This is a genomic window from Fibrobacter sp. UWB4 (genome assembly GCF_002210345.1).
Classification (GTDB): domain Bacteria; phylum Fibrobacterota; class Fibrobacteria; order Fibrobacterales; family Fibrobacteraceae; genus Fibrobacter.
The window spans coordinates 140,272-163,388 of record NZ_MWQI01000001.1 but is presented as its reverse complement, the minus strand read 5'-3'; the positions used below and the strand labels follow the sequence as shown (position 1 = coordinate 163,388).

Below are 23,117 nucleotides of genomic sequence, written 5' to 3'. Positions count from 1 at the left end.
AGAATAAGGCTGTTCCTCTGGAACAGCTTTTTTTTATTTTTTCAAGTATGAGATTACAAATAAAAAATATTGTTTTGGGGATTTGCACCCTGCTTGCTATTTCTGCGACAACTCACGCCGCAGAAGTTACAGGACCACAGGGTGGCGACAGAGCCCTCACTGTAAGCGACTTTATGCCCCACAAGGCAATCACCAAGGAATTTAACGAGACATGGAGTTACCAGTTCGTGTTCGACAACGGCACTCGCGCCTTTGTGAACTATTCCGTGCTTCACGTACCGGGTTCGGGCCGCAAGATTGGCTGCGACTTGAGTTTCTGGAACTTCAAGGGTAAAACTTATTCTGTCGGCCGCCAGTACCCGCCGGAACGCCTTGTCGCAAGCAAAGAAAAGGCTACGATCGACATCAAGGGCGAATACATGCTCCAGAACAAGCCGGGCAAGGGCCACCGTGTGCTTTACAGCGCCGACAAGGGCGGAAAGTTCCTCCTTGACGTGACTTTCGAAAGCGCCGTCCAAGGCATGGTTCCCGGAAACGGCACCTGGACATTCGGCAAGGAAAAGTTCGCCCAGTACATTCATATTCCGTACGGTCGCGTAACAGGCAAGATTGCCTACAACGAAGATACTTTGACGGTCAAGGGCTACGCCTACATGGACCAGACATGGCAAACCGCACAGGCAACCGAACTGGCATCGCGCACCATCAACTTTAGCACAAGCGACAAATCGCCGATGTACGCCGGACGCATTACGCTCACGACGGATGGGCAGATTATGGGCTATGCACTTTACAACGGTCCGCAGGGCATGAAGGTCGCCATCCCGACAAAGGTCAAGGAAGGCGGTTCCGATTATAACGGCAAGAAGTTCCCGAAGACCACGCTCTCCTTTGAATGGAAGAACGGCGTCCCGGCAATGGTGTTCCCCGTGAACAAGGTATTGCAGAAGGCATCGCTTTTGGACAAGATTGACGGCTGGTTTGCAAAGAAGGCCATGAAGATTGCCGCAGGCGGCGAAGTGCTGTTCTACCGCGGCAGAAGCAAGAACGGTCTCGGCAAGAATATCGACTGGGCTATTACAGGGGTCAAGGACTAATGACGAAATTTAGGCCGTGCATTGATTTGCACGATGGCAAGGTAAAGCAGATCGTCGGAAGTTCACTCTCCGATAGCGGAGCGGGGCTCAAGACAAATTTTGAAACAGACAGATCATCCGCATGGTTCGCCGAACTCTACAAAAGAGACGGTATCAAAGGCGGGCATGTGATCATGCTTGGCAAGGGAAACGAGAGCGCAGCAAAGGACGCGCTTTCGGCGTATCCAGGGGGGCTGCAAGTTGGTGGTGGCATCAACGCCCAGAACGCTAAGGAATATATTGACGCAGGCGCTTCGCACGTGATTGTGACGAGCTGGATTTTTCCAGACGGAAAACTCGACCGTTCGCGCCTTGACGAACTAGTAAAGACAGTCGGCAAGGAACACCTGATTCTGGACTTGAGCTGCAAGCGCACAGGCATTGTCAATGGCAAACCGCAATGGAAAATTGCGACTAACCGCTGGCAGACGATTATCGATATCGAAATCAACAAGGAAACGCTTGAAGACCTCGCCAAGAGCTGTGATGAATTCTTGGTTCACGCAGCAGATGTCGAAGGCAAGCAGCAGGGCATGGACGACGAGCTCATCATGTTCCTCGCCGAGAATAGCCCGATTCCTGTGACGTATGCAGGTGGTGCAAAATCGCTTGAAGACTTGATTCATTGCAAAGAAATTTCGAACGGAAAGGTAGACCTCACCATTGGTAGTGCATTAGACTTGTTCGGCGGCAAAGGAGTGAAGTATGACGACTGCGTCAAGTTCAACAAAGCTCAAGGCTAGCGACAAGCTCGATTCCCGCCCGGCTATTTTTGGACGCAAGGTCACAAGCACCTTCCGCAAGATGTTCTCGTTTGACCACAGACCACCCGGAAATATCCGCACTTGCTGGATTCCGCCACTTGTTGCACTCACACCGATAACAAACCTGCCGAAGCTCCTGAAATTGCGCTTTTATTTGAAAAAAGAACGCAAACGCAGAGACCCGGACGATGTGCGCATTCTGTTTTACTCGGACAACCTGGACGAGACGAACGGCATTGCAAACAACTTGAGAAACGTGATCCCGTATATGCGCGCTCACGGCATGAAGGCTTACCTCGCCGGGAGCGCATTCAACACACGCCCGTGCGGAGTCGTGGAAAACAGCTACTGCATCTTGTTGCCGCGCCTGTTCAGCATGGAACAGCTCGGCTACGCCAACAGCGAACTTGCGCTTCCGCGCGTTTCGCCAGCACTGCGATTGCTCAAGCGCTACCCCATCGACATGATTGAGCTTGAAACGCCAAGCCCTGGCGCATGGGTCATCTGCCTTTGCGGATGGCTTGCCGGCATCAAGGTCTTTAGCCATTATCGCACCGACGTGCCCACTTACGCAAAGACGCTTGTAAAGGCGAAGTGGATGCACACATACGTACTTTGGCTCATGCGCATTTTCTACTGGATGGCGCGCCCGGTCATTAGCCCGTGCGATGACTATGCCAACATTTTGCAAAAAGACTTGAAAGTTCCCGCAAACCAGGTGCAGATTCTCCCCCGTGGACTCCCGCTAGAGCGTTTTTCGCCATCATTGCGTGGAAACGGAGCATGGGAAAAATTCGGCAGCGACCGCGCCAAGAGACCCGTGCGATTTGCGTTTATCGGTAGAATTTCGAAGGAAAAGAATCTGGAATTTTTGAACTCCGTATGGAGCAAGTTCTCGGCCAAGCACGACGATGTGGAACTCATGTACGTGGGCTACGGCTGGTATCTTGAAGAAATCAAGAAGCAGTTCAAGGACAACCCGAGCGTCTGCTTTGCAGGAGAACAGGGCGGCGAGATGCTCGCAAGCCTTTATGCGAATGCAGACTTTTTCTTGTTCCCGAGCACGACGGACACGTTCGGCAATGTGGTTGTGGAAGCGATGTCTACAGGAACGCCAGCCATCGTAAGCAATTACGGTGGCCCGCACGACATTGTGCAGGACGACAGCTGCGGACGCATTTTGCCGATTGACGAAGCAAAGTGGATGGACACACTCGAAGAATGCCGAACCATCAAGCTCGAAAAACCGGAAGTCTACGAACAGATGCGCATCGACAGCCACAAGCGCAGCGAACGCTACACGCTTGCAAGCTCGACCAAGACGCAGTTTGAATTCTTTAGAAAGCTCAAGCGGGAAGTGTACGGGATTTAGTTAGACGAGAGAACGGCGCAAAGCGCCTACAGACGAGAGACGAAAGACAATCAACAAATGACTCCAGATTCGTTGAAACGTTTGCGCGAGTGGTTCAGGGCGAACGCGGCGGAATTGCCGTGGAGGCCTGCGGACTTGGATGCGCTGCGCGATCCGTATGCAGTATGGATTAGCGAGACGATGTTGCAACAGACGCAGGTTTCGACAGTCAAAGATTATTTTACGCGATGGATGGAGCGCTTCCCGGATGTGGAAACGCTCGCCAAGGCGGAGGAAGCCGACGTCTTTAAGTACTGGCAAGGGCTTGGGTATTACAGCCGCGCCAGGAATATTTTAAAGACAGCGAAGATTGTCGCGTCTCATCAGAACAAGATGCCCGAAACGCGCAAGGAACTGGAAGCGTTGCCGGGAATCGGAGCATACACGGCTGGGGCCATTTTAAGCCTCGCCTACCATAAACGCGAAGCAATCTTGGATGGAAATCTGGTCAGGATTTTCAGCCGGTTGTACGAGCTTGCTTTTCTGCCGACGGATAAAGCCCCAAAAAGGAGATGCCCGATTAAATCGGGCATGACAAATAACGAAACAGGCATGACAGAAAAATCTGCCTCCGAGATTTATTGGGAATATGCGCGGGAAGTGGCGGATTCCCCGAAAGCATACATGCACAACGAAGCGCTGATGGAACTCGGACGAACTGTTTGCAAGACGAAATCACCGCTTTGCGAAACATGCCCGCTCCATAAAGAATGCCGAGCGTTTCTAGATGGCCGCACCGCAGAATTCCCGCCCGCAAAGAAGCGTACCGATAAAAGCTGGCACGGAACAGTGCTTGTTGTCGAGAGCACGGACGCCAAGATTCTTGCAGTAAACGGCGGGCAAAAATTCCTGGACAAGCAGCTTGCACTCCCGCATTTTGAAAGTTCTCGCCATGCTACAGTTGCGCTCCCGGCCAAAGCGGAAGATTACATTAACGCCGATGAAGTCAAATCCGTTGAACACTGCGGAACATTTCGCCATAGCATCACGGTGCATAAAATCGAATGCGATGTGCTGCATGTGCAGCTTTCAACAAAAGCAAATGTCGCACATTTGCCAAGGCAAATTGCAAACAGCGACAAGCCATCCGCATTTGAATGGATAGAAAAAGCAAAAGCCCTTGAGACTTTCGCGAATTCATTCAGTTTAAAAGCTTTGAAAAAAGTATTTTAAGGAGATGCCTGCTCTGAGGCAGGCATGACAAATTAGAACGCCTTCTTTGCAGTACAGAAGAAGCGCACTCGGCTATACTCACCATTTGGAGCTTCCACCACTTCCTTGCCCAGAGCCTGGACGATGGTTCCTGCGAGAGAAATTCCCCACTTCGGGAAACGTTGCTCAAAAGTAGCATCCCAGAACCAGTCACCCTTTACTATGTATGGATCCTTGTAACGCAGGTTCCATTCGGCATCACTTCGATAGCGCAAGGAATGGGATATACGGAAAGATTTTTTGATGATCCAGTCGGCATTAAACGAAACAAAGAATTCTGACGGATTCACTTCAAAGCGTTTTTCATCTCCATCAATGCGTTCAAAACCTGTAAGCGCCGTAAAGTTAAACAGTTCCCCATACCGGAGCTTTAGCCAAAATTCACCCGTAACGCCCTTGATCCAGGAATTGATGCGGCCAACATCGCCATGACGGAACGTGTAGATTTTATCCTTAACAAATTTTTCTGTTTTAAAAGTTTCGGCACCATGTTCAGCCCAGAAACTGCCTCGAGCACCAAAAACAAGAAAATTCGTTAGAGAATCTTCAAAGCGAACATAACCTTGCATTAAATTCATACGGCCATTTGCAGCAAGCGAAATCGTATCGCCATCAAAATATTCGTACGTGTCAGCAATCGGATTCAGGCGAGTTCCTGCAATATTTTTAGCGCCAACAGAAACATTCAACCGATTAAATACAGGTACCTGGTACTCAATGCTATCCTGAATAAGCCAATCCCTGTTATTCACGCCAAACATCACATCGAACCTGAGTTCATCCGTAGGGCGAATACTCATTTCAAGGAAAGGCCACAAGACGCGATCTTCATCAAGCCCTGTATAGACAGTGCCCTCATCGCCAACAAAGCGGAAAGCAAGACCAGCAGAAAGCTGAAGCATTCCTCGTTTACAATTTTCACCGCAACTATAAACTATAGAACCATTTACTTCTTTACGTTCACCAGTTTCTTTTTTTCGTTTATCCTGATAGTTTGCATTTTCAAAAACTAATGTCGTAGAAAAATTCCAGAAATCCGCACGGGCTTCGATTCGAGGCGAGTATGACACAGGAATCCATCTCGAACTTTCGGAAAAGATCCACACATATTCCTTTCCCGCAAGAATAGATGCATTTATAAAATCGTTCGTATATCCAAGTCCGCCATAAGCAGAACTGAACATAGGCCAATTTTCACCAAAGAACGAGAATTTGTTATCAACTAAATTTTTTCGATAAGAATAAGATGAGGAATAACAGTAATGGTCATCCTGGAACAAGCGAAATGTTGCCCAGAATCCGCGATATTCAGGAGTTCTAGCCCCTACTTCCAAGATTGGAGTTCTATTCACAGGACGTTCACTTGGATCCGTGATAAAGTCCTGATAAATTAAATCACCCAATTCATTTCCCGTTTTCATCCACACCGAAGGCGTTTCAACGGGATTCCAACTAGGCAGCACAGACAAACGATTAAGAAGCTGGCGATAGCGCAACTTACGCGGGGTCCACAATTCACTTTCGGAATGGATACCGCCAGCGCCTAAAGCACGATCAAAATAGAATGTCGGAGAAGCGATCAAGAAAGTACCGTCGTCACGGGAGACAACGTCCATACCTTCCATTTCGGCATCAACAGAAGCAAAGGCAAAACTTGCAGAAATTGCCAAAGCAGAAACAAATTTTTTGACAAAGGAGTTCATTACCAAATACTCCTTTCGAGAGTTACTCCCGCAGACAACATATTAGAGCGTTTAGGAAGAGTCCAAAGCTGTTCCCAGGCCACATGGAAGCCAACACTGAACTTTTCACGTTTGATTACAGGCAAGCTAATTCTTGCATACCAGCCAAATTCGGTTTCGTTATCCGTCAACGTTCCACCATAAGCTGAATAAAGGTGTTCTTCAGCATCGGCTCGAGTCCAGGAACATGTAAAGCCGGCACCCAGCGCAACGGGTTGAATGAGAGGCCATTTCCACTCTAGACCAACGCGTCCCATAAACTGGTGAACGCCATCATAATAAATGTCGGTCATCGGCTTGAAATATGTGTACTGGAACATAACTATTCCATCTACATTTTCCCAGTAAGTGTAGCGAACGCCAACGCCACCATACAAAGCGTTTTCGACAGCATCCATCAGGTCTCCCATCGGGTAGATTTCGCCACCTTCAAGGAAAACGGACAAATGTGAGAATGAGATATCGTTTGCAACCGCCGCAGAGTCGTTTCTAAACGCTAGCGGATCCTCGGCATGCAAAATCGACGCCAGTCCTAATGCTAGAATCGTAATGATTTTTTTCATTTTTTGTATTCCAAAGCTTGTGCAAAAAAACCGTCGAGGCGGGAATCCTTGAGGCCCGGCAAGACGGGTTCGCCAACTTTCACAAATTCGGGATGAGCCTTGACAAATCGGGCGATGACGCGCGTCGTTTCCGTCGGGTCAGGGCTGCATGTAGCATACACGAGGCGCCCGCCAGGAGCGAGTGCGGCAGATGCATTTTCGAGAATCTTGAACTGGAGTTCAGCAACTTCATTGATGGATTCTGGTGTCATGCGGTAGACGGATTCCGGACGGCGAGCGATTACGCCCATGTTGCTGCACGGGACATCGAGGAGGATGCGGTCGAACTTAGCCTCAGACGAGAGACGAGAGACGAGAGAGGAATGCTGCGGGGAGGTCGCGGGAGCTTGGGCTGGGGCAAGGTCGATGACTTCGGTCTTGATGTTTGTAAGGCCGAGGCGGTTCATCAGGTCTTGCATTTTTTCAAGGCGCGAGGCGGACGAATCGCTCGCAAGAATTTCAAGCGAGCTATCCATTTCTGCCATGAGTGCGGTTTTGCCGCCGGGAGCAGCACAAGCGTCCCAGACTTTCAAGCCAGGCTTCAAGTCGAGGAGTTTCACAACTTCGAATGCAGACGGATTCTGGAACGAGAATTCACCCTTCACAAATTCCGGAAGCGCAAGCAGGAGCTTCACGCCCACATCGCGCGGGATTTCAATAAAGCGGTCGTAGAGAATCGAGGCGCCCGTAATGCCGATTTTTTCGGCAAGCACCGGAGCGCTCGTCTTTTGCAAGTTCACGCGGATCCATTCAGTCGGGCGCTCCAGAGTCGCCTTCGCCAAAGCTTCGGCGCGGTCGCCTCCGTACACGTCGAACCAGCGACGCACAAGCCATTCGGGCACAGAATTCTCGACGCTCACGCGGCGAACGCGCTGCGGCGGAAGCGCAGGCTCGCCTTGACGGCGAGCAGTGCGAAGCACCGCGTTCACAAGACGCGCAGTACTCTCGCCGAGATTTACAGACTTTGCCAGTTCCACGCTATCGTTGATGGCAGCGTAATCCGGCACGTCCATAAAGAACATCTGGAAGAGGCCCATTTCAAGAATCACGCGAGCTTCGAGCGATGGCAATTTCTTTGTGAGCGACTTGACGAAATATTCAAGGTACAAGTGCCTGCGGCAAACGCCCAGAGCAAGTTCCATCGCAAATGGAGAAAGTCCGCTTTCCTTAATGAACGAGCCATCTTTTTGCCAAAGCAAAAGGACTCGATAGGCTTCTTCACGTTCCGTTAGCAAAACTCTAGTCCCTCGCGCTTTTGAATGCCACGCATAAAGTCAGCCACAGGCATCGGCTTTTTGCCTTCGGCCTGAATTTCGAGAACTTCGAGAACGCCTTCGCCAGTGCCGACAAAGAGTCGGTTGTCCTTGAATTCGACAACACCTGGCGCAAGCTTCGGACCGTTTTCGGGAGTGTCCGTCTGGCGCAAGTACACCATGCGGCCACCGAGCTTTCCGTAACCACCCGGCCACGGATTGAACGCACGGATGCGATTGTGAATCGTGCGAGCCGGCAAATTGAAGTCGATCAAGCCTTCTTCTTTCTTGATTTTCGGAGCGCCACTTGCCTGAGCGTGGTCTTGCGTCAAATCCTTTTCGCAACCGTTCTTAAGCTGGTTCAAAGCATCGTCCAAGGCATCGCAACCCGGAGCGACCATCTTGTCGAGCAAGCTTGCGGTTGTGTCCTGATGGTCAATCACGACAGTGCGCTGTGCAAGAATCGGACCGTGGTCCATCTTTTCGTCCAGGCGGAAAACGGTCACGCCAGTTTCCTTGAGGCCATCGGCAATAGCGCGCTGCACCGGAGCGGCACCACGGTACTTCGGCAATAAACTACCGTGAACGTTCACGGCACCAAACTTCGTGATTCCCAAGATGTTCTTGGGCAAGATGGAATACGCCACGACGACATAGAGGTCGGCATCGTACTTGCGGAGGTCAGCTTCGAATTCAGGAGACTTCAAGTCCGTCGGCTGCAAGACCGGCAAATTGTGCTTGAGCGCAGCCTCTTTCACAGGCGGAGGCGTAAGCACTCGGCCACGGCCTGCCGGGCGATCGGGCTGTGTGACAACAGCTAAAACTTCGTTATCGGAAGCAACGAGATGCTCCAAGAATTGAGCCGCAAACGCGGGCGTTCCCATAAATACAATTTTCATGCAAGGAAATATAGCTATTAGAAAGCATTTCAAGTCTTATACAAAAAGCACTTGCTCTAGTATAAGCGAGAAGTTTAAATAACTATAGAAACAGAAACAAATCGTTGAGAGAATAAAAGCGTCGGCCAAGGATGGGGAGGGTGCAGGGAGGGGCCCGTGCGGCCTTCGCAACTCCGAGCTGGGGCCCCGCCCGCATAATCTACTTTTTGCATTAAAAAAAACACCTTTGGCGTGAGCCCTTATTTTCTATCTTTGGGCGCATGCGAGTACTTTTACAACTAGCTCTGATTTTGGGGATTTGCTACGCAGGAGACCTCATTCACGAACACACAGGCATCCCCGTTCCCGGCAACATTCTCGGAATGCTAATCCTGCTCTTGTTACTTTGCCTAAAAATCGTGAAGCTCGACCAGATTCGCGAAGTGAGCGATTTCTTCTTGAAACGCCTTTCGTTCTTTTTCTTGCCGCCAGCAATCGGGCTTATGCTCGTTGGCGATGACGTCAAAAGTCAGTGGCCACTATTACTCTTCCTCTGCATCGTGATTACGATCGTGACCATGGTAACGACCGGCTGGACCGTTCAACTTTTAAGCAAAAAATCCAAAGACAAAAACTGATTTTTTAATGCGTTATGTTTGGAATCATTCTTACAATCATCGCTTTTGAACTGGGTGTCACCATCCGCAACAAATGGCGTAACCCGCTTTTGAACCCGATCCTCATCGCCACCATTCTCATCATCGGATTTTTGACAGTCACGGGCATCGAATACGAAACATACAAAGTAGGCGGCGATTACATTTCGTTCTTTCTCGGACCTGTAACAGTTCTGCTTGCCGTTCCTTTGTACAGACACATCCAGGCGCTCAAGAACAACTGGCTCCCGATTTTGGCGGGGATTCTCGTCGGTTGCATTACGAGCATTGTTTGCGTGATCGCATGCGCCAAGATTTTCAACATCAGCAAGACTCTGATGCTTTCGCTCATTCCAAAGTCCATCACTATTCCGATGGGTTCTGTGGTATCCGAGCAGATTGGCGGTATTCCGTCCATCACAATTGTAGCGATTGTCATTACAGGAATTACGGGCGCCGTGACAGCACCGCTTGTTTGCAAATTTTTCCGCATCGGGAATCCGGTTGCGCAAGGTGTCGCGATTGGAACAGCAAGCCATGCGCTTGGCACGACAAAAGCCATGGAAATCGGAGAAGTTCAAGGAGCCATGAGCAGCTTGTCAATCGGAGTCGCTGGCGTGATGACCGTATTCGTGACGCCGGTGATGCTCAATATTTTAGGGTAACGAGCATACAGCAAACGATATAAAGCATTCTTATAAAAGAATGCGACTCTAAAGCCTAAACCAATAAATCACCTTAATCCACTCGACTAACAGAGTGCAACCGAACAGAATTTAAGTCAGGCCCAGAAGGACCTGGTTTAAAACTATAAATCACACTGACTTTAGCCCGATCACTTTTTGCAGAAACAAGTTGCGATGCCATAACGGCACACCAAACATATTTGCATCAACACCATCCGGCAACAAAGTCAAACGTAATTCATTATTTGGATGATTATAATCTAAACTGCTTGGTTGATTCTTTATAGGATAATACGTCGTCATCTTCGTTGTATGAAACTTATTGCAATCAGCAGAAGTTCCTAACCAAAAAATAACAGTTCCATTGGATTCACTCGCTAATTTACACACATATCCGTGAGCACATAAATTCCCGGCGCAAGCGACGCATCCGATGTATTGCATCGATTATCGTCATCGTATTTAGGATCATCAGCTTGAGCTATCGAAATGCATATCGCAATCATAGTTAATAATATTTTTTTCATTTACCACCTCTTTTTAGAAAACACATCCAATGTTTTTTCGTTTCGCATTATCTGCATCAGGAACTTTAGAAAAGTTATACAATCCGTCATACAAAACGACACACGAATAAAGCAATTCACAATCTTTCGACGAAATATTACAGAATGCTTTATACGAATCATATTTACTATAAATGAAATAGTATTCATATTTACCATTTTTTTCTAGCACATCATAATAATTCACCATTTCCCTAGTAGTTGAATCATAAAATTTTTTCAGGCAAAAAGTTCCTTGAAAATTTTTACTGGATATTTCCTTTTTTTCACATGAGGAGTACCTATCAGAATCAGTTTCCAAAATCCATACAGAATCCCTTGTATTTTTCGCACCACTATCAGAGAACACATAAAAAGCAAACGGAGAAAAATCACTTTCATCTTTTCGACCAATTCCAAAATATATATTTCCACTCATACCACAACGAACCGAATCGGAATCAAATTCAACTCCAACACGATCTCCAATTGTACAATCTTCACTTACAACAATCTCGCGATCATAGAAATTGGAGCCGTTATCACAACCGTAAAACGCTATCATTACTATTATCATAATTATTATAAACTTTTTCATTTTTTCTTTCTCCTTGCATCTAAGAGTATTAGATTAGCACCATCATAAAAATAAATTTATTCGTTAAAAAAGAATCAATTGTCAAGTTTTTTAAAAGTAAAACATTATTCAATAAATAGGCGTGATGACCGTTTTTGTAACGCCAGTATTGTTGAAAGTGTTCGCGTAAAATGTGACGGGATCCTTCAGGCTTACGCCTTCAGGATGACAATGTGAAAATAACAGCTCCTCAGGATGACGAAGAATGGTACGCCTTCAGGATGACGAGAGGGAGGTGCCCGCTCGGTGGCGGGCATGACAAAGCTTCGAGATGGCGGATCAAGTCCGCCATGACGCTACAGGCTACGGCAGGCATGACAAAGCAGAAACAACTATTGACCAATTGCCTACAGTCTAATTGCTATCTGGCTGGACTTTTTCCGATTACGACAGTCGAGATGATGCTTTCGGTTTCAGGAATTTCGAGAAGCTTTTTGAGTTCATCGTGATAGAAGAAATGCTCTTCGCGGGCAGTCTTGTTGAGCAGACGCGCGGAGACGTAAAGCGATTCGGCGAGAACGCCGGCATTCAAGTTCATGTAGCGGTAGCCGCGATTCCCGAGCACCTGGCAAGATTCATTCAAGTTCGAAGTAAGCACTACGGCGAACATGGAATTTTGAACTTGTTCGGGAACAGCGAAGCACTTGTTAAACTTTTTCGGATTGGCAGAACCGCTTTGCATGTAAATGGACTTGCGAACAGGGATGTAGCGGTACACACCAGCGTACACGAACATCACATCAAAAACAACCACCCAAATTTTTATTAGCCCCGCGCCAAAAGCGTTCAACTGCGCCAATTCCAGCCAGCGCAACATCGACGAAAAATCATCCAAGTCTAACGTTCCGTGAACAAACGGAGCCGCGACTTTTTTATCGGTGCGTAAATACCACAGTTCACGCAAATAATACTCATTCGTGAACTTCGACGGAGTGAGCGGAAATTCATCGCCCGGGAGCGCCTGCGCATTCAAGCGGCGCACCTTCATGCAAAGGTTCAAGTCATCAATGTTTTCCAGGCGGTTTTGCAGCATGAATCTTGACGGATAACGCGAAATTTCCATGCGGCATTCATCCTCGCCCGCATACGCGCCCATCTCCGCATGGTTCGAATACGCGAGTTCACCAACGCCATCATCGACGGAATTGAACGCGACCATGCTCTTTTCCGGGAAAACCGCAATCGCAGCCATCGGCATTTCTGTTGCTCCAAGCTTGAGCGAGACTGCAATGGAATCATCGACAAATCCGCCTAGCGCAAAAACTTTTTGCCCACGAGACTTTGCCAAAAGGATCGTATTCGCGCAAGCCGAACCCACGTCCATTTGCACCTGTCGATACGCCGCCTCGCGAAACCGCCAAACCGCACGTTCCAGGAGCCCTGTGTAAATGAAAATCGTCTGCGCTTCGGTTATAAATTCCTGTTCCGGAAATGCGGCAAGAATCGCCTTGCGAACATCGGCTCCGCCAAACTTTACAAGCTTTGAATCCTCGCGGTCCACGTAATAAACGCCATCGGGAACTTCTCCCCCATGCACCACGGCATAGACACAGACCGGATTCAGGTAATCAGCGGAAACTGGGGCAAGGAGTGGCATAAAAGCCGCTGTAAAAGGATAACGGTTGCACCCTTCATAGCGTTTGTCGGCATACGCCTGTTTTTCCCAGTGCATAATGACGGGATCCCCACTTCCATGGGGAATATACTGGGTCGATTCGTGGTAAATTTCCGAGAAAAAGCGCATCCATTCCAAAGATAAAAAGATTAATTCTCGCCGGAAGCGTTGCGTTATATAAATAAAACATTTTCCAACGATTTTCGTACAAAAAGTTGACATTTCGACCAAAACACTTAATACACTTTTAACATCAATATCCCATTTTCCAGTATTTAGAGCCATGCCTCAAATATATTTTTAGGAAAAAAGAAAACACCCACAAGAGGGCATTATGCAACTCAAGAAATTTTACCCACAAATCAGCATTCTCGGCATCGCAACCGTGATGGCTCTCAGCGCCTGCGGCGATGACAATACTCAAATTCCGCTTCCTAGCGATCCGGGTTCTGAAATTCGTGACTCCATTCCGAACAACAATCCGCAACCGGGAACAGACTCCATTCCGGCCATTGACACAACTTCGACTGACACAAGCAAAACTCTCCCGCCGACGGAACTTCCCGCAGAAGGCCCAATCACCTTGCCGCAAGGTCTTGGCGTTTTAGTGGACGACTTTGAAGACGCCAATCACGAAAGCAAGCTTGGCGATTTCTGGTACACCTACGACGATAAGAACAACGGCGGTGCATCCTCTATCGTGACTCCGCTCAACGACGACGGCGACAACATGCCGGGCCGTGTCAACAACGGTTCCAACTTCGCCCTGCAAGTCAACTACACTCTCGACAGAGGCGAATATGAATACGATCCGTATGTAGGCTGGGGCCTGAAAATTACCGAAGATAGCGCAAACGGCCGTTTTGGCGGAATCACCTACTGGTACAAGGGTGGCGCACACGAAGTACACATCGAAGTCTCCGATGTCAAAGACTACGACGTGCATCTTGCCAAAGTGCCGGCATCGCGCTCCTGGAAACAGGCTGTCATCCGCTTCAAGGATCTTGTCCAGGGCGGCTGGGGCGAAGAAGTTGTCTTCGACGCCAAGCATCTCAATGCCATCAGCTTCCAGGCAAAAGGCAGCAAGAGCAAGGTCATAACCGACTCCCTCTTCATCGATAACATTTATCTGCAAGACACCTCTGAGGTCGAAAAGGACCAGCCGGATATGGAAATCAAGGATCCGGTCATTCCGACCGTAACCTTCACCGAAGCAGAAATCACCGTGACCAATCCATTGCAAGAAAAGGCCATGAAGTACCTCAACAAGGGCGTCAACTTTACCAACTGGCTCGAAAACGCCGATGGCAAGTTCAAGTCCTTTGAATTGGGCGAAAAGGATGTCCAGATCCTCGCTGAAAATGGTTTCAAGAGCCTGCGCTTGCCGATTGACCTCGACCTTTACGCTACAAACCGCGATGCATTTGTTAAGGGCACCGATGCTGAACTGAAATTCGACGACGACACGCTGTTCCTGGTTCTCGACTCATTCGTGGAATGGACCGGCAAGTACAACATGTCTCTCGTAATCGACTACCACGAATACGACAACAGCTACAACACCACGAGCGCAAAGGACACCAACTACATCAAGATGATGGCTGAAGTATGGAAGCATGTGGCCGCCCACTATGCCGAAAGCCCACGCGAAGACTTGTTCTTCGAACTCCTGAACGAACCGGACATGAGCGATGGTAAGGTCACCGCAGCCCAGTGGACCGTTGCAGCCCAGGCCATGATTGACGCCATCCGCACCGTCGATACCAAGCATACCATCCTCTTCGGCGATGCCCAATGGTACTCGATCAGCCTCCTTGCCAAGCGCACCCCGTTCACCGACGACAACATCATCTACGTGATCCACACCTACGAACCGTTCGCCTTTACGCATCAGGGCGGATCCTGGACAGACTATGCCACCATCCACGACATTCCGTTCCCCTACGATCCGGCAAAGTGGTCTACGGTTTCTGGCGACTTCGGTGTCAACAAGAGCACAAAGGCTTACGTGAAGACGAACATCAAGAACTACTACAAGACCGGAAGCAAGGAAGCCATCTTGGAACAGATTCTCAAAGCCAAGAAGTGGGCAGCCACCAACAACGTGCCGGTGATCATCAACGAATTCGGCGCATTGAACCTCCGCTCTACAGCAGAATCCCGCATCAACTACCTCACGGCCATGCGCGAAATCTGCGACACGCTCCAGATTCCTTGGACGCACTGGGGCTACACCGGCAACTTCTCCGTGATCGAGAACGGCAAGTTGATCGAAGGCCTCGACAAGGCTCTCGGCGTCGGAAAATAAGAATCTCTCCTTGAAATCCACAAAAAAGCCGCGCAGAAATGCGCGACTTTTTTTTCGGAATAAGGATGTCTGGAGCATGCAGCAAATACAGTTGACACAGATGCATCAAAACAGACAATTTTAAAATATTTTGCGATAGGCTTATTACGTATTTTTATTAACGTAATAATAAATCCTCATCTCCTCCAAACAACCGCATGAGTAATCGTGCGGTTTTTCTATATGCTTTTATTTTTCCGGGCACGTACAAAATTCTAAATTACAATCATGAAGTTTAAGATCAAGAGCATTTTTGCAGTCTGTACCGCATTGCTGGCGGGAACAGCAAGCGCCGCCGGCTTTTATGGCAACCAGAGCGATATCAAGTGGAAAACCGCAGGCACGGAACATTTTCAATTCATTTACCCCGTTGAATACTCGACACACGCCGCTAAAGTTTCAGCTTACGCCGAAGCCGTTTACGATTCCGTCACAAGCCGCTACAACAAGCCACTCCCACGCATCAGCGCGGTCCTGAACAACGCACTTTACAGCAACGGCAGCGCCATCCCGAGCGAAAACGCCATAAACCTCTGGCTCACCAACTGGGACTTCAAAATCCGCAGCAGCCATGGCTGGATTTCGGACGTGGTGACGCATGAATTCAGCCACCTCGTGAGCATCGAAAGCGGTGCCAAAATCGTTCCAAACCTTTACGGTTTCCAATTCAACTATACCGACTATTACAACGAACGCACAAGAACGGATTTTCTCACAATGATTCCGTTCACCTTGCAGCCGCTTTGGTTTGCCGAAGGAACGGCGCAATACGAATCCTCGCGCATGGGCTTTGACGCCTGGGACACGCACCGCGACATGCTTCTCCGCACGGCAGCCTTGAACGACAGCCTCATGACGCTCCCGTATATGCACGAGTTTTCCGACAATTCGTTGCTTGCTGAACTCGGCCCCTACACGCAAGGTTTTTCACTTGTGCTCTACATCGCGAAGCATTACGGCGAAGACGCGATCCCAAAAATTTGGAAAGAACTTAGCAAGCCCTACCGAGCAACGCTTAACGGAGCCATCAAGAGCGCTCTCGGCATCAGCGAACAGCAACTTTACGATAACTGGAAAAAAGAAATTACCGAGCATTACCAGGCACAAAAGGATTCTCTCGGAACGCTTGTCGAAGGTATCAAAATCACGAAGGACGCTTTCTGGCAGGACTTCCCAGTCGTGAGCGGCAAGAACCTTTACGGCATTTCGAACTTTGGCGGCCCGTGGTTTGACGGAAGCGTGTTCAAGATTCCGCTGGAAGACACTCTCAAGACGAAAGACGAGAGACTAGAGACGAAAGATAGTACGGCGACAGACTCGGCGAAAGTCGCGGATTCTGCGAAGGTTGAAATTGGCGATATCGAAGTTGAAGGCGCCGACAGCAGCCTCATCAACATCGCTGATTTTGCAAAGTCCGGCTTCAAGGCGAAAAAGCCCTGGTTCGACAAGGGCATCGACGTTTACGACGACAGCACACACGGTCCAATTCTCGCCTACATCAGCTACCAGAACCGAGACAAGGATGGCCATGCGCACTTCGACGTTGCCGTGAGCGATACGAACAAGAACGAGGCCGCCATCACGTACCTCGTCGATGCCGTTTACCCGTCATTCAACAAGCAAGGAACATCAATCGTATTCGTGAGACGCGAGCCATTCAGCACAAGATTCGTCTTGAGCAAGATTCCGTTCAATAGCGATTTGAAAAACGCCTCCACCGAGGAACCCATTGACATATTCAAGGCAGACTCCACCCTCCTCTACTATAATATTTACAGTCCCAAGTTCAGCCCAGACGGGAAGCACATCGCGTTCAGCTTCTTTGACGACAAGCAACGCGGGATAGCCGTTGTAGACACAAACGGATCAAACTTCAAAGTCGTAAGCACAGCAGGCTATGACGAACGCGATGTCAACTGGATTGACAACGACAAGATTATTTTCGCAAGCAACAGAAACAGCATTTTCAACTTGATCGAAAAGGATTTAAGCACTGGCAAGGAACGAGTCCTCACAAACGTGGTCGGTGGCGCATTCACGCCGACACTTGCAGGCGATACCATTTTCTTCACGCAGTACGACAAGGACGGTTTCTCGCTTTACAAGTTGCCATACGCAAAAGAAGCGGACCCCATATTCCGCGATAGCATTGTCGTGAGCATCCGTGATAGCGTTCTGCAAGTTGCCGATACCATTCAGGTCGCATGTGCAGATACCACGAAGCCAGCCGATTCGACAAATGCCGGGAAGGCCTCAGTTAAAATTGCCGACGCCAACATCGCCGATTCCGCAAGATGCACACAAATAGTCTTGCGCAAGGACGTGATTCAGGTGGAAGTCCACGACACCATCAAGGTTGCCACAGCGGATACGACACAACGAGAAATCATCTTGCACGGGACACTTCCGCAAAAGCCCCACAAAGAGCTGGAACTTATCGAACGCGAATTTGCCGGTGCAGAACGCGATTACAAGCCTATCCCGAACATTCCGCTGTTCGTCCCGATTTTCAGCATTTCAGAAAACGCCCCAAGAGTGACCGTCTTTGGCGAGGGCGAAGTCAAGGCGAAACTCGGCCTTGCCGTTGTCATCAGCGACGCCCTCAAGAAAAACACAGTGCAGTTAGGGCTTTTACTCGAACTCGGTAAGGGCATCGACTACATCAACGGCGACGGACTTAACCCCAGGCAAGAAAAGGAATTTTTTATCGCATGGGACAACCGCAGTACGCCAATTGATCTCGGCATTTCGTACAGCTACGCGAACTACACGAATGAAGAAACCGTACGTTACGAAGGCGTAGGTTCAGACGTAGCAGATAGCGTCGGCACGAGCCGCTATTCTTACGCCATGCAAGCCATTACAGGAACCGCAGGCTACAGCATTTTCAAGAGCATCGACACATTGCAGGCCGCCATCAGTTACGACTGGGCGAACGTCAACTTCTACGATGACCGAATTGAATGGACATACCAAAAGCGCTTTAGCGCAACAGTCGGTTTCGGGCTTTACGGAGACCACGAAGGCGAAGGCGGCTCTGGAATTACCGGCCAAGGGAACGGACTCTTTGCCTATTACCAGTACGCCAACAGCGACCTCAGCCGTCCGGGAACGCTCTACATTACCGAAAACGGCCGAATTGAAACACACTACAGAAACTTTGCACTCCACCAGTTCGGTTTGAACCTTTACGGAAGCATACAGACACCGTTCCTCCATGCACGTCTGGCCGCAGGCGGAAAAATTTCTAGCTACCTCCACTGGAACACGGACGATGTAAGCGACACGCTCGATTCGTACTACTACACACCTGTATTCCTCGATGGCTACCCGTACTTGAGAAGCGATGAGGACTACACTCTTGCAGGCACAAAGACTGCAATGGCGGAACTCCATTACCTCTACCCGATTTACGATGACTGGCGGCACAACCTCTGGATATTCTCGACTCGTAGTTTGTACGTAGACCTGTTTGCGCAAATCGGCGCGGCATGGACCGGAAATTTCTTTACAGACAAGATTACAAAGCATGATTTCTGGGACCGTTCCGTGGGCTTAAGCTTCCGCATGAGCAATAAGATATGGGACAACATTCCGTTCGATATTACGCTCACGTTTGCGCGCGGTCTGAGTCGCATTGGAGAAGACAAGGATTTGCATGGCGGTAAAAAGCTGACCCCGATTGACTTGCCGCTGTTGCACAAGAACATCTGCCCCACGAGAATCAAGTTTTCAATTGGGATGGGGTTCCAAAATAGTTGGCAATAAAAAATTGCCAATTATAAATCAAAATAGTACTTCACGCGGGCGGGGCCCCAGCTCAGAGTTGACGCCTAACGGCGTCAGCGGCTTCACTCGGTTATGCCGGTCTGCAAGCAGCCCGTCGCAACACTCGTTTTGCACGCTACTGCGAAGGAAATACCTTGGCCGACGCTTATTGCATTATAAAACGTATCTGCAACTATAATTGTGTATGCAGTTCTAGATTAGCATAAACGAAAGGCGGCTTAGAGCCGCCGTTTTTTTGTTTAAAATTTAATAGTTAAGGTTTAGTAGTTGTAGCTTGGGGTTTTCTTCGCTTCGCCGGGGAGGAGCTGGCCGGGACTCGTGCGCTCGGCGTCGCGACCTCTGAAGTTTGGATTGAGCTTCTTGATTTCGCGGGATTTTACCTCGGCCTGGACATCAAGCAAGTGGCGTTCCCATTCCTGAATAGCACCATCAAGCTCCTGACGCGCATTAAGCATCAGTTCCTTAAGCTGCATGAGTTCAATCATGCGCTCACGTTTCATCACCCAAAGTTCTTCTTCTTCAGGCATGCGCTCGATATTGAACAGCAAGTTCAAATACTTTTCTTCGGCTTCGCGGTACGCCTTGTACGTATCTTCGTAAACGAGATTGCGATCATCGGCCATGGTTTGCTGCGACGAAACGTGCGTCGCACAACCGATGAAGTTCAAAGCAACAGGGAGAAGGAAGAATGGGATTGTCAAACGCATGGGATTAAAGTACAAAAAAAGAAGGAAGTAGACAGTAGGAAGTTAGAAGTTACTAAAGATTCTTTAGTTACTAGGTACTAGTTAATAGTTACTAGAATTCTTAATATGAAATTCTCTAGTAACTAGTATCTCAGAACTAGGAACTGTTGCGAAGCAACCTCTACTCGGCGGCTTCGGTCACTTCACGCTTGGTGTTGTAAAGTCTTTCGTACGAGATGTGGCTCGTGAACGTGACGGAGTCCTTCGTTTCCGGGTGAATCATCGTGTGCGTTCCGACCTTGACTTCACGTTCCTGGCACGGGAGGCCCGTTTCCGGCTCGATCATGACTTCGAACTCGGTGCGGTATTCGCCCTTGAGGCCAGCAGTGTAAGCCTTGAACTTTTCCGGCACAATCTTACTGCCTACGTGCTGTTCCCAGATGAAGTACGGGAAGCTTTCGGTTTCTTGCAAATAGACAACGTAGTCCAGGCACTTGCGATGGTCGCGATTCTGGAAACCCTTGGTCACCACGGAGTCCACTTTGATAAGCGCGAAGTTCAGACGCCCCTGCTGCCTGAGGAGTTCAGTCACATTGCCCTTGACCGGCACAACGCCCTTGAGCAAGTGGTCCATTTCCCAGCGGTGTTTTTCCAAACGCTTGAGGTGCGGCTTGAATTCAGGATTCAAGAGCTGATCGCGCCAGCGGCTTGGCATCGGGACATGAGCCAGCAACGTGTCGTAGCCATCGTCAATGCCGGTGAGGCTCGTCACATTGCGATCCACAGCGGCAAGGTTCACTTCCTTGATGCGCCAGGCGAGTTCCGTCGGCATAAAATTCTTGAGGTATCCGCGAGACTTGTCAATCACGTAATTGCGCTTGACAAACGTCGTATCGCCTTTTGAAGAGTAGTTCAAATCGGCATACGTCGCCGTAATCGTCCCCATCTTTTCTTCGCCCTTCAGGTCCAGCGTCGCATAAAAGCTTTCGGTGTACATTTCGAGCGTGACAGGTTCATTTAATTTATAATTAACAGATACTTCAGACTCGCCACAAGCGGTAAGCATTGCAGCGACAAACATTCCACTCAAGAATTTTATTTTATTCATCAAGATAACCAATTATTGATTGACAATAGATAACTGTTTCGAAGCAATCACGCCCCTTTCAGAAGAGACTTCGACAACGACTGTTCCCGGAGCCTTGAGCTTCGTCATTTCGCGGGCGGTTGCATAGCCACCACGGCGCGAACGGGCTTCAAGCGTAAACGCTTCCATTTTATTGGAAACATGGAAATCATGTTCCCAAAGTTTTTCACCCTTACTGGCGAGCGTTCCTTCGTAAAAGGCAAATTTCAATGTATTAAAGTCGAACCCCGTTCCATAACGCAACTGGATGATGAGTTCATCAGCCATCCTGAAGACGCTACCCGTATCGGCAACATAACCCACAGCCGGATTCCATTCACGGCCACAGGCGATAATGGGTTCGGATTTTGAGCAACCTGCAAAAAGCCCACCCAAGGCTAAAGTAGCAAGCATAACGACTTTCTGTTTTTTGTTCATTTTATCCCTCTCTTTTTTGCCCAACAGCACTTTTCAAAATAGCAAAAAACTATCTGTCAAGTACAAACATCATCTCAAGATGGGGTGTTTGAGGGTAAAAAGCGAAGCCTTCGGCGTGAGAAAGGGCAAAACCGGCCTCGGAGAACTTGGCGAAATCGCGAGCAAGCGTCACCGGGTCGCAAGAAACGTAAATCAGGCGGTTAACAGAGCTATTCACGATGGCAGTCAAAGCTTCTTTGGGGAGCCCCGTTCGCGGAGGGTCTACGATGAGAGTGGCGGGGACATCGACGACGTTTTCGACAAGCCAATCTTCGGCAGGAGCCGAGACGTTTTCTACAGCACAAGATGCCGCGCGATTTTCAGAGTCACAAGAAGCCGCGCAGTCTCGAGATGCCGCTGAATCTTCGCGAGATGCCGCCGGAACAGACAAATTAACTTTAGCGTGTTTGAGGCAACCATCTTCGCGTTCGACAGTCGTGATTTTTTTAAACTTGTCCTGCAAAATGCAGGCAAAGAAACCGACACCGCTGAACAAGTCGATCAGCCAAGCGTCAGAGGACTTGCCGCTTGATAAGCCTTCATCCACAGCCTTGCGGACAGCATTGACGAGTTCCGGCAAAAGGCCCAGATTGCTCTGGAAAAACACAGATGCATCCGCTTCGATTTTGCGGCCTGCAATTTCGACATGGCTCACGGCATGAGCATCGAATTCGGACTTGTGCATTCCTGGGTAATAGAATGAGATTTCGCCAGCACCGTTATCGAAAATGTTCACATCGATATCGCGTGAATATCTGCGAGAATCCTCGCGACCGCCCGAATTGCTATTGAAACCGCCGAAATTGCGATTAGAATCGCCCGCGAGAAGCGTCGCAGCGGGTCCGCGTAAAAATTCATTCAAGCCGTCCGTGAGCACGGGACATTTTTCAAAAGGAACAATGTTGTTGCTTTCTTCGCCACGGAAACCAAAGACAGCGCGTTTTGCAGCACCATCACGATTTGCCGCGCCATCGTAACCAGAATTACCACGGAACACGACGCGGGCGCGATTCCTGTACCCCCAGGCATTCCCCGTATGGATGACAAAATCTTCGGGCAGTTCCGCATGAGCGAGGCGCTTGAAATTTTCACGCTCGACCTTTTCCAGATATTCCGCCTGCTTCTCAGAAGCCAGGTGTTGCAGGCTGCAACCACCGCACTTGCCGTACAACGGGCAACGCGGCTTCACGCGATCGGGGCTTGCTTCCAGAACTTCGACAACGCGCCCCTTGGTAAAGTCCTTTTTCTGGAACGTGAGCCGCACCTTGCAGAGTTCCCCCGGGAGCGCACCCGCCACAAAGCACACGCGACCATCTTCCAGACGCGCCATGCCTTCGCCCCCCTGCACCATCTTTTCGATGCGAAGCGTCAAGCATTCACCTCGCGGCTCTCGGCTAGAGTCACGACGGTCATTATTGCGGTTCGGACGAGAATTGCCGCGATTAAAGCGGTCTCGAGTTGAGCGGTTGTTTCTGCGGAATTCTGGCATACCGCTATAAAATAGAATTTTTACGGGGTTCTCACGAGAGGGAGATGCCCAATCAAGTTGGGCATG

Annotated in this window: 18 protein-coding genes; 8 read left to right on the top strand and 10 right to left on the bottom strand. The window is 49.3% G+C overall.

Going from position 1 to position 23,117, the window contains the following annotated elements:
• Positions 1 to 47: 47 nt before the first annotated feature.
• From B7990_RS00725 to B7990_RS00710, 4 genes are read left to right on the top strand one after another with little or no spacing between them, the layout of a single operon-like run.
• On the top strand, positions 48 to 1,097 hold the full coding sequence (locus B7990_RS00725) for a hypothetical protein (RefSeq protein ID WP_088639166.1): 1,050 nt from the start codon (positions 48 to 50) through the stop codon (positions 1,095 to 1,097).
• Entirely contained in the window at positions 1,097 to 1,879 is a 783-nt protein-coding gene (gene hisA, locus B7990_RS00720; protein ID WP_088639165.1) for a phosphoribosylformimino-5-aminoimidazole carboxamide ribotide isomerase, read from the top strand. The genes B7990_RS00725 and hisA overlap by 1 nt, the downstream gene beginning before the upstream one ends.
• The gene (locus tag B7990_RS00715) at positions 1,842 to 3,272 is read left to right on the top strand and encodes a glycosyltransferase (RefSeq protein WP_088639164.1); all 1,431 of its coding nucleotides are present in this window, start codon (positions 1,842 to 1,844) and stop codon (positions 3,270 to 3,272) included. Before hisA ends, B7990_RS00715 begins: the two co-directional genes overlap by 38 nt.
• Before the next feature lie 57 nt (positions 3,273 to 3,329).
• Positions 3,330 to 4,484 carry an A/G-specific adenine glycosylase gene (locus B7990_RS00710; RefSeq protein ID WP_088639163.1) on the top strand — a complete coding sequence of 385 codons (1,155 nt, stop codon included), beginning with the start codon at positions 3,330 to 3,332 and terminating at the stop codon, positions 4,482 to 4,484.
• Between the two features lie 32 nt (positions 4,485 to 4,516).
• Here B7990_RS00710 and B7990_RS00705 read toward each other — a convergent pair whose 3' ends face one another.
• Genes B7990_RS00705 through fmt form a run of 4 tightly spaced genes read right to left on the bottom strand, consistent with a single transcriptional unit; the run spans position 4,517 to position 9,019 of the window.
• Positions 4,517 to 6,226, bottom strand: a complete 1,710-nt coding sequence (locus B7990_RS00705) for a hypothetical protein (protein ID WP_088639162.1) — start codon at positions 6,224 to 6,226, stop codon at positions 4,517 to 4,519.
• The gene (locus B7990_RS00700; protein WP_088639161.1) at positions 6,226 to 6,828 is read right to left on the bottom strand and encodes a hypothetical protein; all 603 of its coding nucleotides are present in this window, start codon (positions 6,826 to 6,828) and stop codon (positions 6,226 to 6,228) included. Before B7990_RS00700 ends, B7990_RS00705 begins: the two co-directional genes overlap by 1 nt.
• On the bottom strand, positions 6,825 to 8,102 hold the full coding sequence (locus B7990_RS00695) for a transcription antitermination factor NusB (protein WP_088639160.1): 1,278 nt from the start codon (positions 8,100 to 8,102) through the stop codon (positions 6,825 to 6,827). The genes B7990_RS00700 and B7990_RS00695 overlap by 4 nt, the downstream gene beginning before the upstream one ends.
• Positions 8,096 to 9,019 carry a methionyl-tRNA formyltransferase gene (gene fmt / locus B7990_RS00690; RefSeq protein ID WP_088639159.1) on the bottom strand — a complete coding sequence of 308 codons (924 nt, stop codon included), beginning with the start codon at positions 9,017 to 9,019 and terminating at the stop codon, positions 8,096 to 8,098. The genes B7990_RS00695 and fmt overlap by 7 nt, the downstream gene beginning before the upstream one ends.
• Positions 9,020 to 9,279: 260 nt before the next feature.
• Between fmt and B7990_RS00685 the strand changes: the two genes are divergently transcribed.
• Positions 9,280 to 9,636 carry a CidA/LrgA family protein gene (locus B7990_RS00685; RefSeq protein ID WP_088639158.1) on the top strand — a complete coding sequence of 119 codons (357 nt, stop codon included), beginning with the start codon at positions 9,280 to 9,282 and terminating at the stop codon, positions 9,634 to 9,636.
• A 14-nt stretch (positions 9,637 to 9,650) separates the two neighbouring features.
• Positions 9,651 to 10,319, top strand: a complete 669-nt coding sequence (locus B7990_RS00680; RefSeq protein ID WP_088639157.1) for an LrgB family protein — start codon at positions 9,651 to 9,653, stop codon at positions 10,317 to 10,319.
• 561 nt (positions 10,320 to 10,880) lie between these two features.
• On the opposite strand, the gene B7990_RS00675 is transcribed toward B7990_RS00680, so the two are convergent.
• Together B7990_RS00675 and B7990_RS00670 are read right to left on the bottom strand one after the other, a co-directional pair.
• A complete protein-coding gene (locus B7990_RS00675) occupies positions 10,881 to 11,483 on the bottom strand; it encodes a hypothetical protein (protein ID WP_088639156.1) in 603 nt (200 codons plus the stop codon).
• 400 nt (positions 11,484 to 11,883) lie between these two features.
• The gene (locus tag B7990_RS00670) at positions 11,884 to 13,266 is read right to left on the bottom strand and encodes a nitroreductase family protein (protein WP_088639155.1); all 1,383 of its coding nucleotides are present in this window, start codon (positions 13,264 to 13,266) and stop codon (positions 11,884 to 11,886) included.
• 205 nt (positions 13,267 to 13,471) lie between these two features.
• Between B7990_RS00670 and B7990_RS00665 the strand changes: the two genes are divergently transcribed.
• Together B7990_RS00665 and B7990_RS00660 are read left to right on the top strand one after the other, a co-directional pair.
• A complete protein-coding gene (locus tag B7990_RS00665; RefSeq protein WP_088639154.1) occupies positions 13,472 to 15,445 on the top strand; it encodes a carbohydrate binding domain-containing protein in 1,974 nt (657 codons plus the stop codon).
• Between the two features lie 267 nt (positions 15,446 to 15,712).
• Positions 15,713 to 19,252, top strand: coding sequence for a hypothetical protein (locus B7990_RS00660; protein ID WP_088639153.1), 3,540 nt, complete (start codon positions 15,713 to 15,715; stop codon positions 19,250 to 19,252).
• A 281-nt stretch (positions 19,253 to 19,533) separates the two neighbouring features.
• Here the strand turns inward: B7990_RS00660 and B7990_RS00655 are convergent, their stop codons facing one another.
• From B7990_RS00655 to B7990_RS00640, 4 genes are all read right to left on the bottom strand, one after another.
• Complete coding sequence (locus B7990_RS00655; RefSeq protein WP_141099192.1) at positions 19,534 to 19,980, bottom strand: hypothetical protein; 447 nt, start codon at positions 19,978 to 19,980, stop codon at positions 19,534 to 19,536.
• Between the two features lie 160 nt (positions 19,981 to 20,140).
• On the bottom strand, positions 20,141 to 21,067 hold the full coding sequence (locus tag B7990_RS00650; protein WP_088639151.1) for a hypothetical protein: 927 nt from the start codon (positions 21,065 to 21,067) through the stop codon (positions 20,141 to 20,143).
• Between the two features lie 12 nt (positions 21,068 to 21,079).
• Positions 21,080 to 21,523, bottom strand: a complete 444-nt coding sequence (locus B7990_RS00645; protein ID WP_088639150.1) for a hypothetical protein — start codon at positions 21,521 to 21,523, stop codon at positions 21,080 to 21,082.
• A gap of 49 nt (positions 21,524 to 21,572) precedes the next feature.
• Positions 21,573 to 23,051, bottom strand: coding sequence for a class I SAM-dependent RNA methyltransferase (locus tag B7990_RS00640; protein WP_088639149.1), 1,479 nt, complete (start codon positions 23,049 to 23,051; stop codon positions 21,573 to 21,575).
• Between the last annotated feature and the right edge of the window lie 66 nt (positions 23,052 to 23,117).

Excerpts from the sequence above, each read along its gene's own strand:
- B7990_RS00655 (WP_141099192.1), bottom strand. The coding sequence starts at position 19,980 with ATGCGTTTGACAATCCCATTCTTCCTTCTCCCTGTTGCTTTGAACTTC.
- B7990_RS00660 (WP_088639153.1), top strand. The coding sequence starts at position 15,713 with ATGAAGTTTAAGATCAAGAGCATTTTTGCAGTCTGTACCGCATTGCTG.
- B7990_RS00665 (WP_088639154.1), top strand. The coding sequence starts at position 13,472 with ATGCAACTCAAGAAATTTTACCCACAAATCAGCATTCTCGGCATCGCA.
- fmt (WP_088639159.1), bottom strand. The coding sequence starts at position 9,019 with ATGAAAATTGTATTTATGGGAACGCCCGCGTTTGCGGCTCAATTCTTG.
- hisA (WP_088639165.1), top strand. The coding sequence starts at position 1,097 with ATGACGAAATTTAGGCCGTGCATTGATTTGCACGATGGCAAGGTAAAG.
- B7990_RS00645 (WP_088639150.1), bottom strand. The coding sequence starts at position 21,523 with ATGAACAAAAAACAGAAAGTCGTTATGCTTGCTACTTTAGCCTTGGGT.
- B7990_RS00670 (WP_088639155.1), bottom strand. The coding sequence starts at position 13,266 with ATGCGCTTTTTCTCGGAAATTTACCACGAATCGACCCAGTATATTCCC.
- B7990_RS00675 (WP_088639156.1), bottom strand. The coding sequence starts at position 11,483 with ATGAAAAAGTTTATAATAATTATGATAATAGTAATGATAGCGTTTTAC.
- B7990_RS00680 (WP_088639157.1), top strand. The coding sequence starts at position 9,651 with ATGTTTGGAATCATTCTTACAATCATCGCTTTTGAACTGGGTGTCACC.
- B7990_RS00725 (WP_088639166.1), top strand. The coding sequence starts at position 48 with ATGAGATTACAAATAAAAAATATTGTTTTGGGGATTTGCACCCTGCTT.
- B7990_RS00700 (WP_088639161.1), bottom strand. The coding sequence starts at position 6,828 with ATGAAAAAAATCATTACGATTCTAGCATTAGGACTGGCGTCGATTTTG.
- B7990_RS00650 (WP_088639151.1), bottom strand. The coding sequence starts at position 21,067 with ATGAATAAAATAAAATTCTTGAGTGGAATGTTTGTCGCTGCAATGCTT.
- B7990_RS00715 (WP_088639164.1), top strand. The coding sequence starts at position 1,842 with ATGACGACTGCGTCAAGTTCAACAAAGCTCAAGGCTAGCGACAAGCTC.
- B7990_RS00705 (WP_088639162.1), bottom strand. The coding sequence starts at position 6,226 with ATGAACTCCTTTGTCAAAAAATTTGTTTCTGCTTTGGCAATTTCTGCA.
- B7990_RS00685 (WP_088639158.1), top strand. The coding sequence starts at position 9,280 with ATGCGAGTACTTTTACAACTAGCTCTGATTTTGGGGATTTGCTACGCA.
- B7990_RS00710 (WP_088639163.1), top strand. The coding sequence starts at position 3,330 with ATGACTCCAGATTCGTTGAAACGTTTGCGCGAGTGGTTCAGGGCGAAC.
- B7990_RS00640 (WP_088639149.1), bottom strand. The coding sequence starts at position 23,051 with ATGCCAGAATTCCGCAGAAACAACCGCTCAACTCGAGACCGCTTTAAT.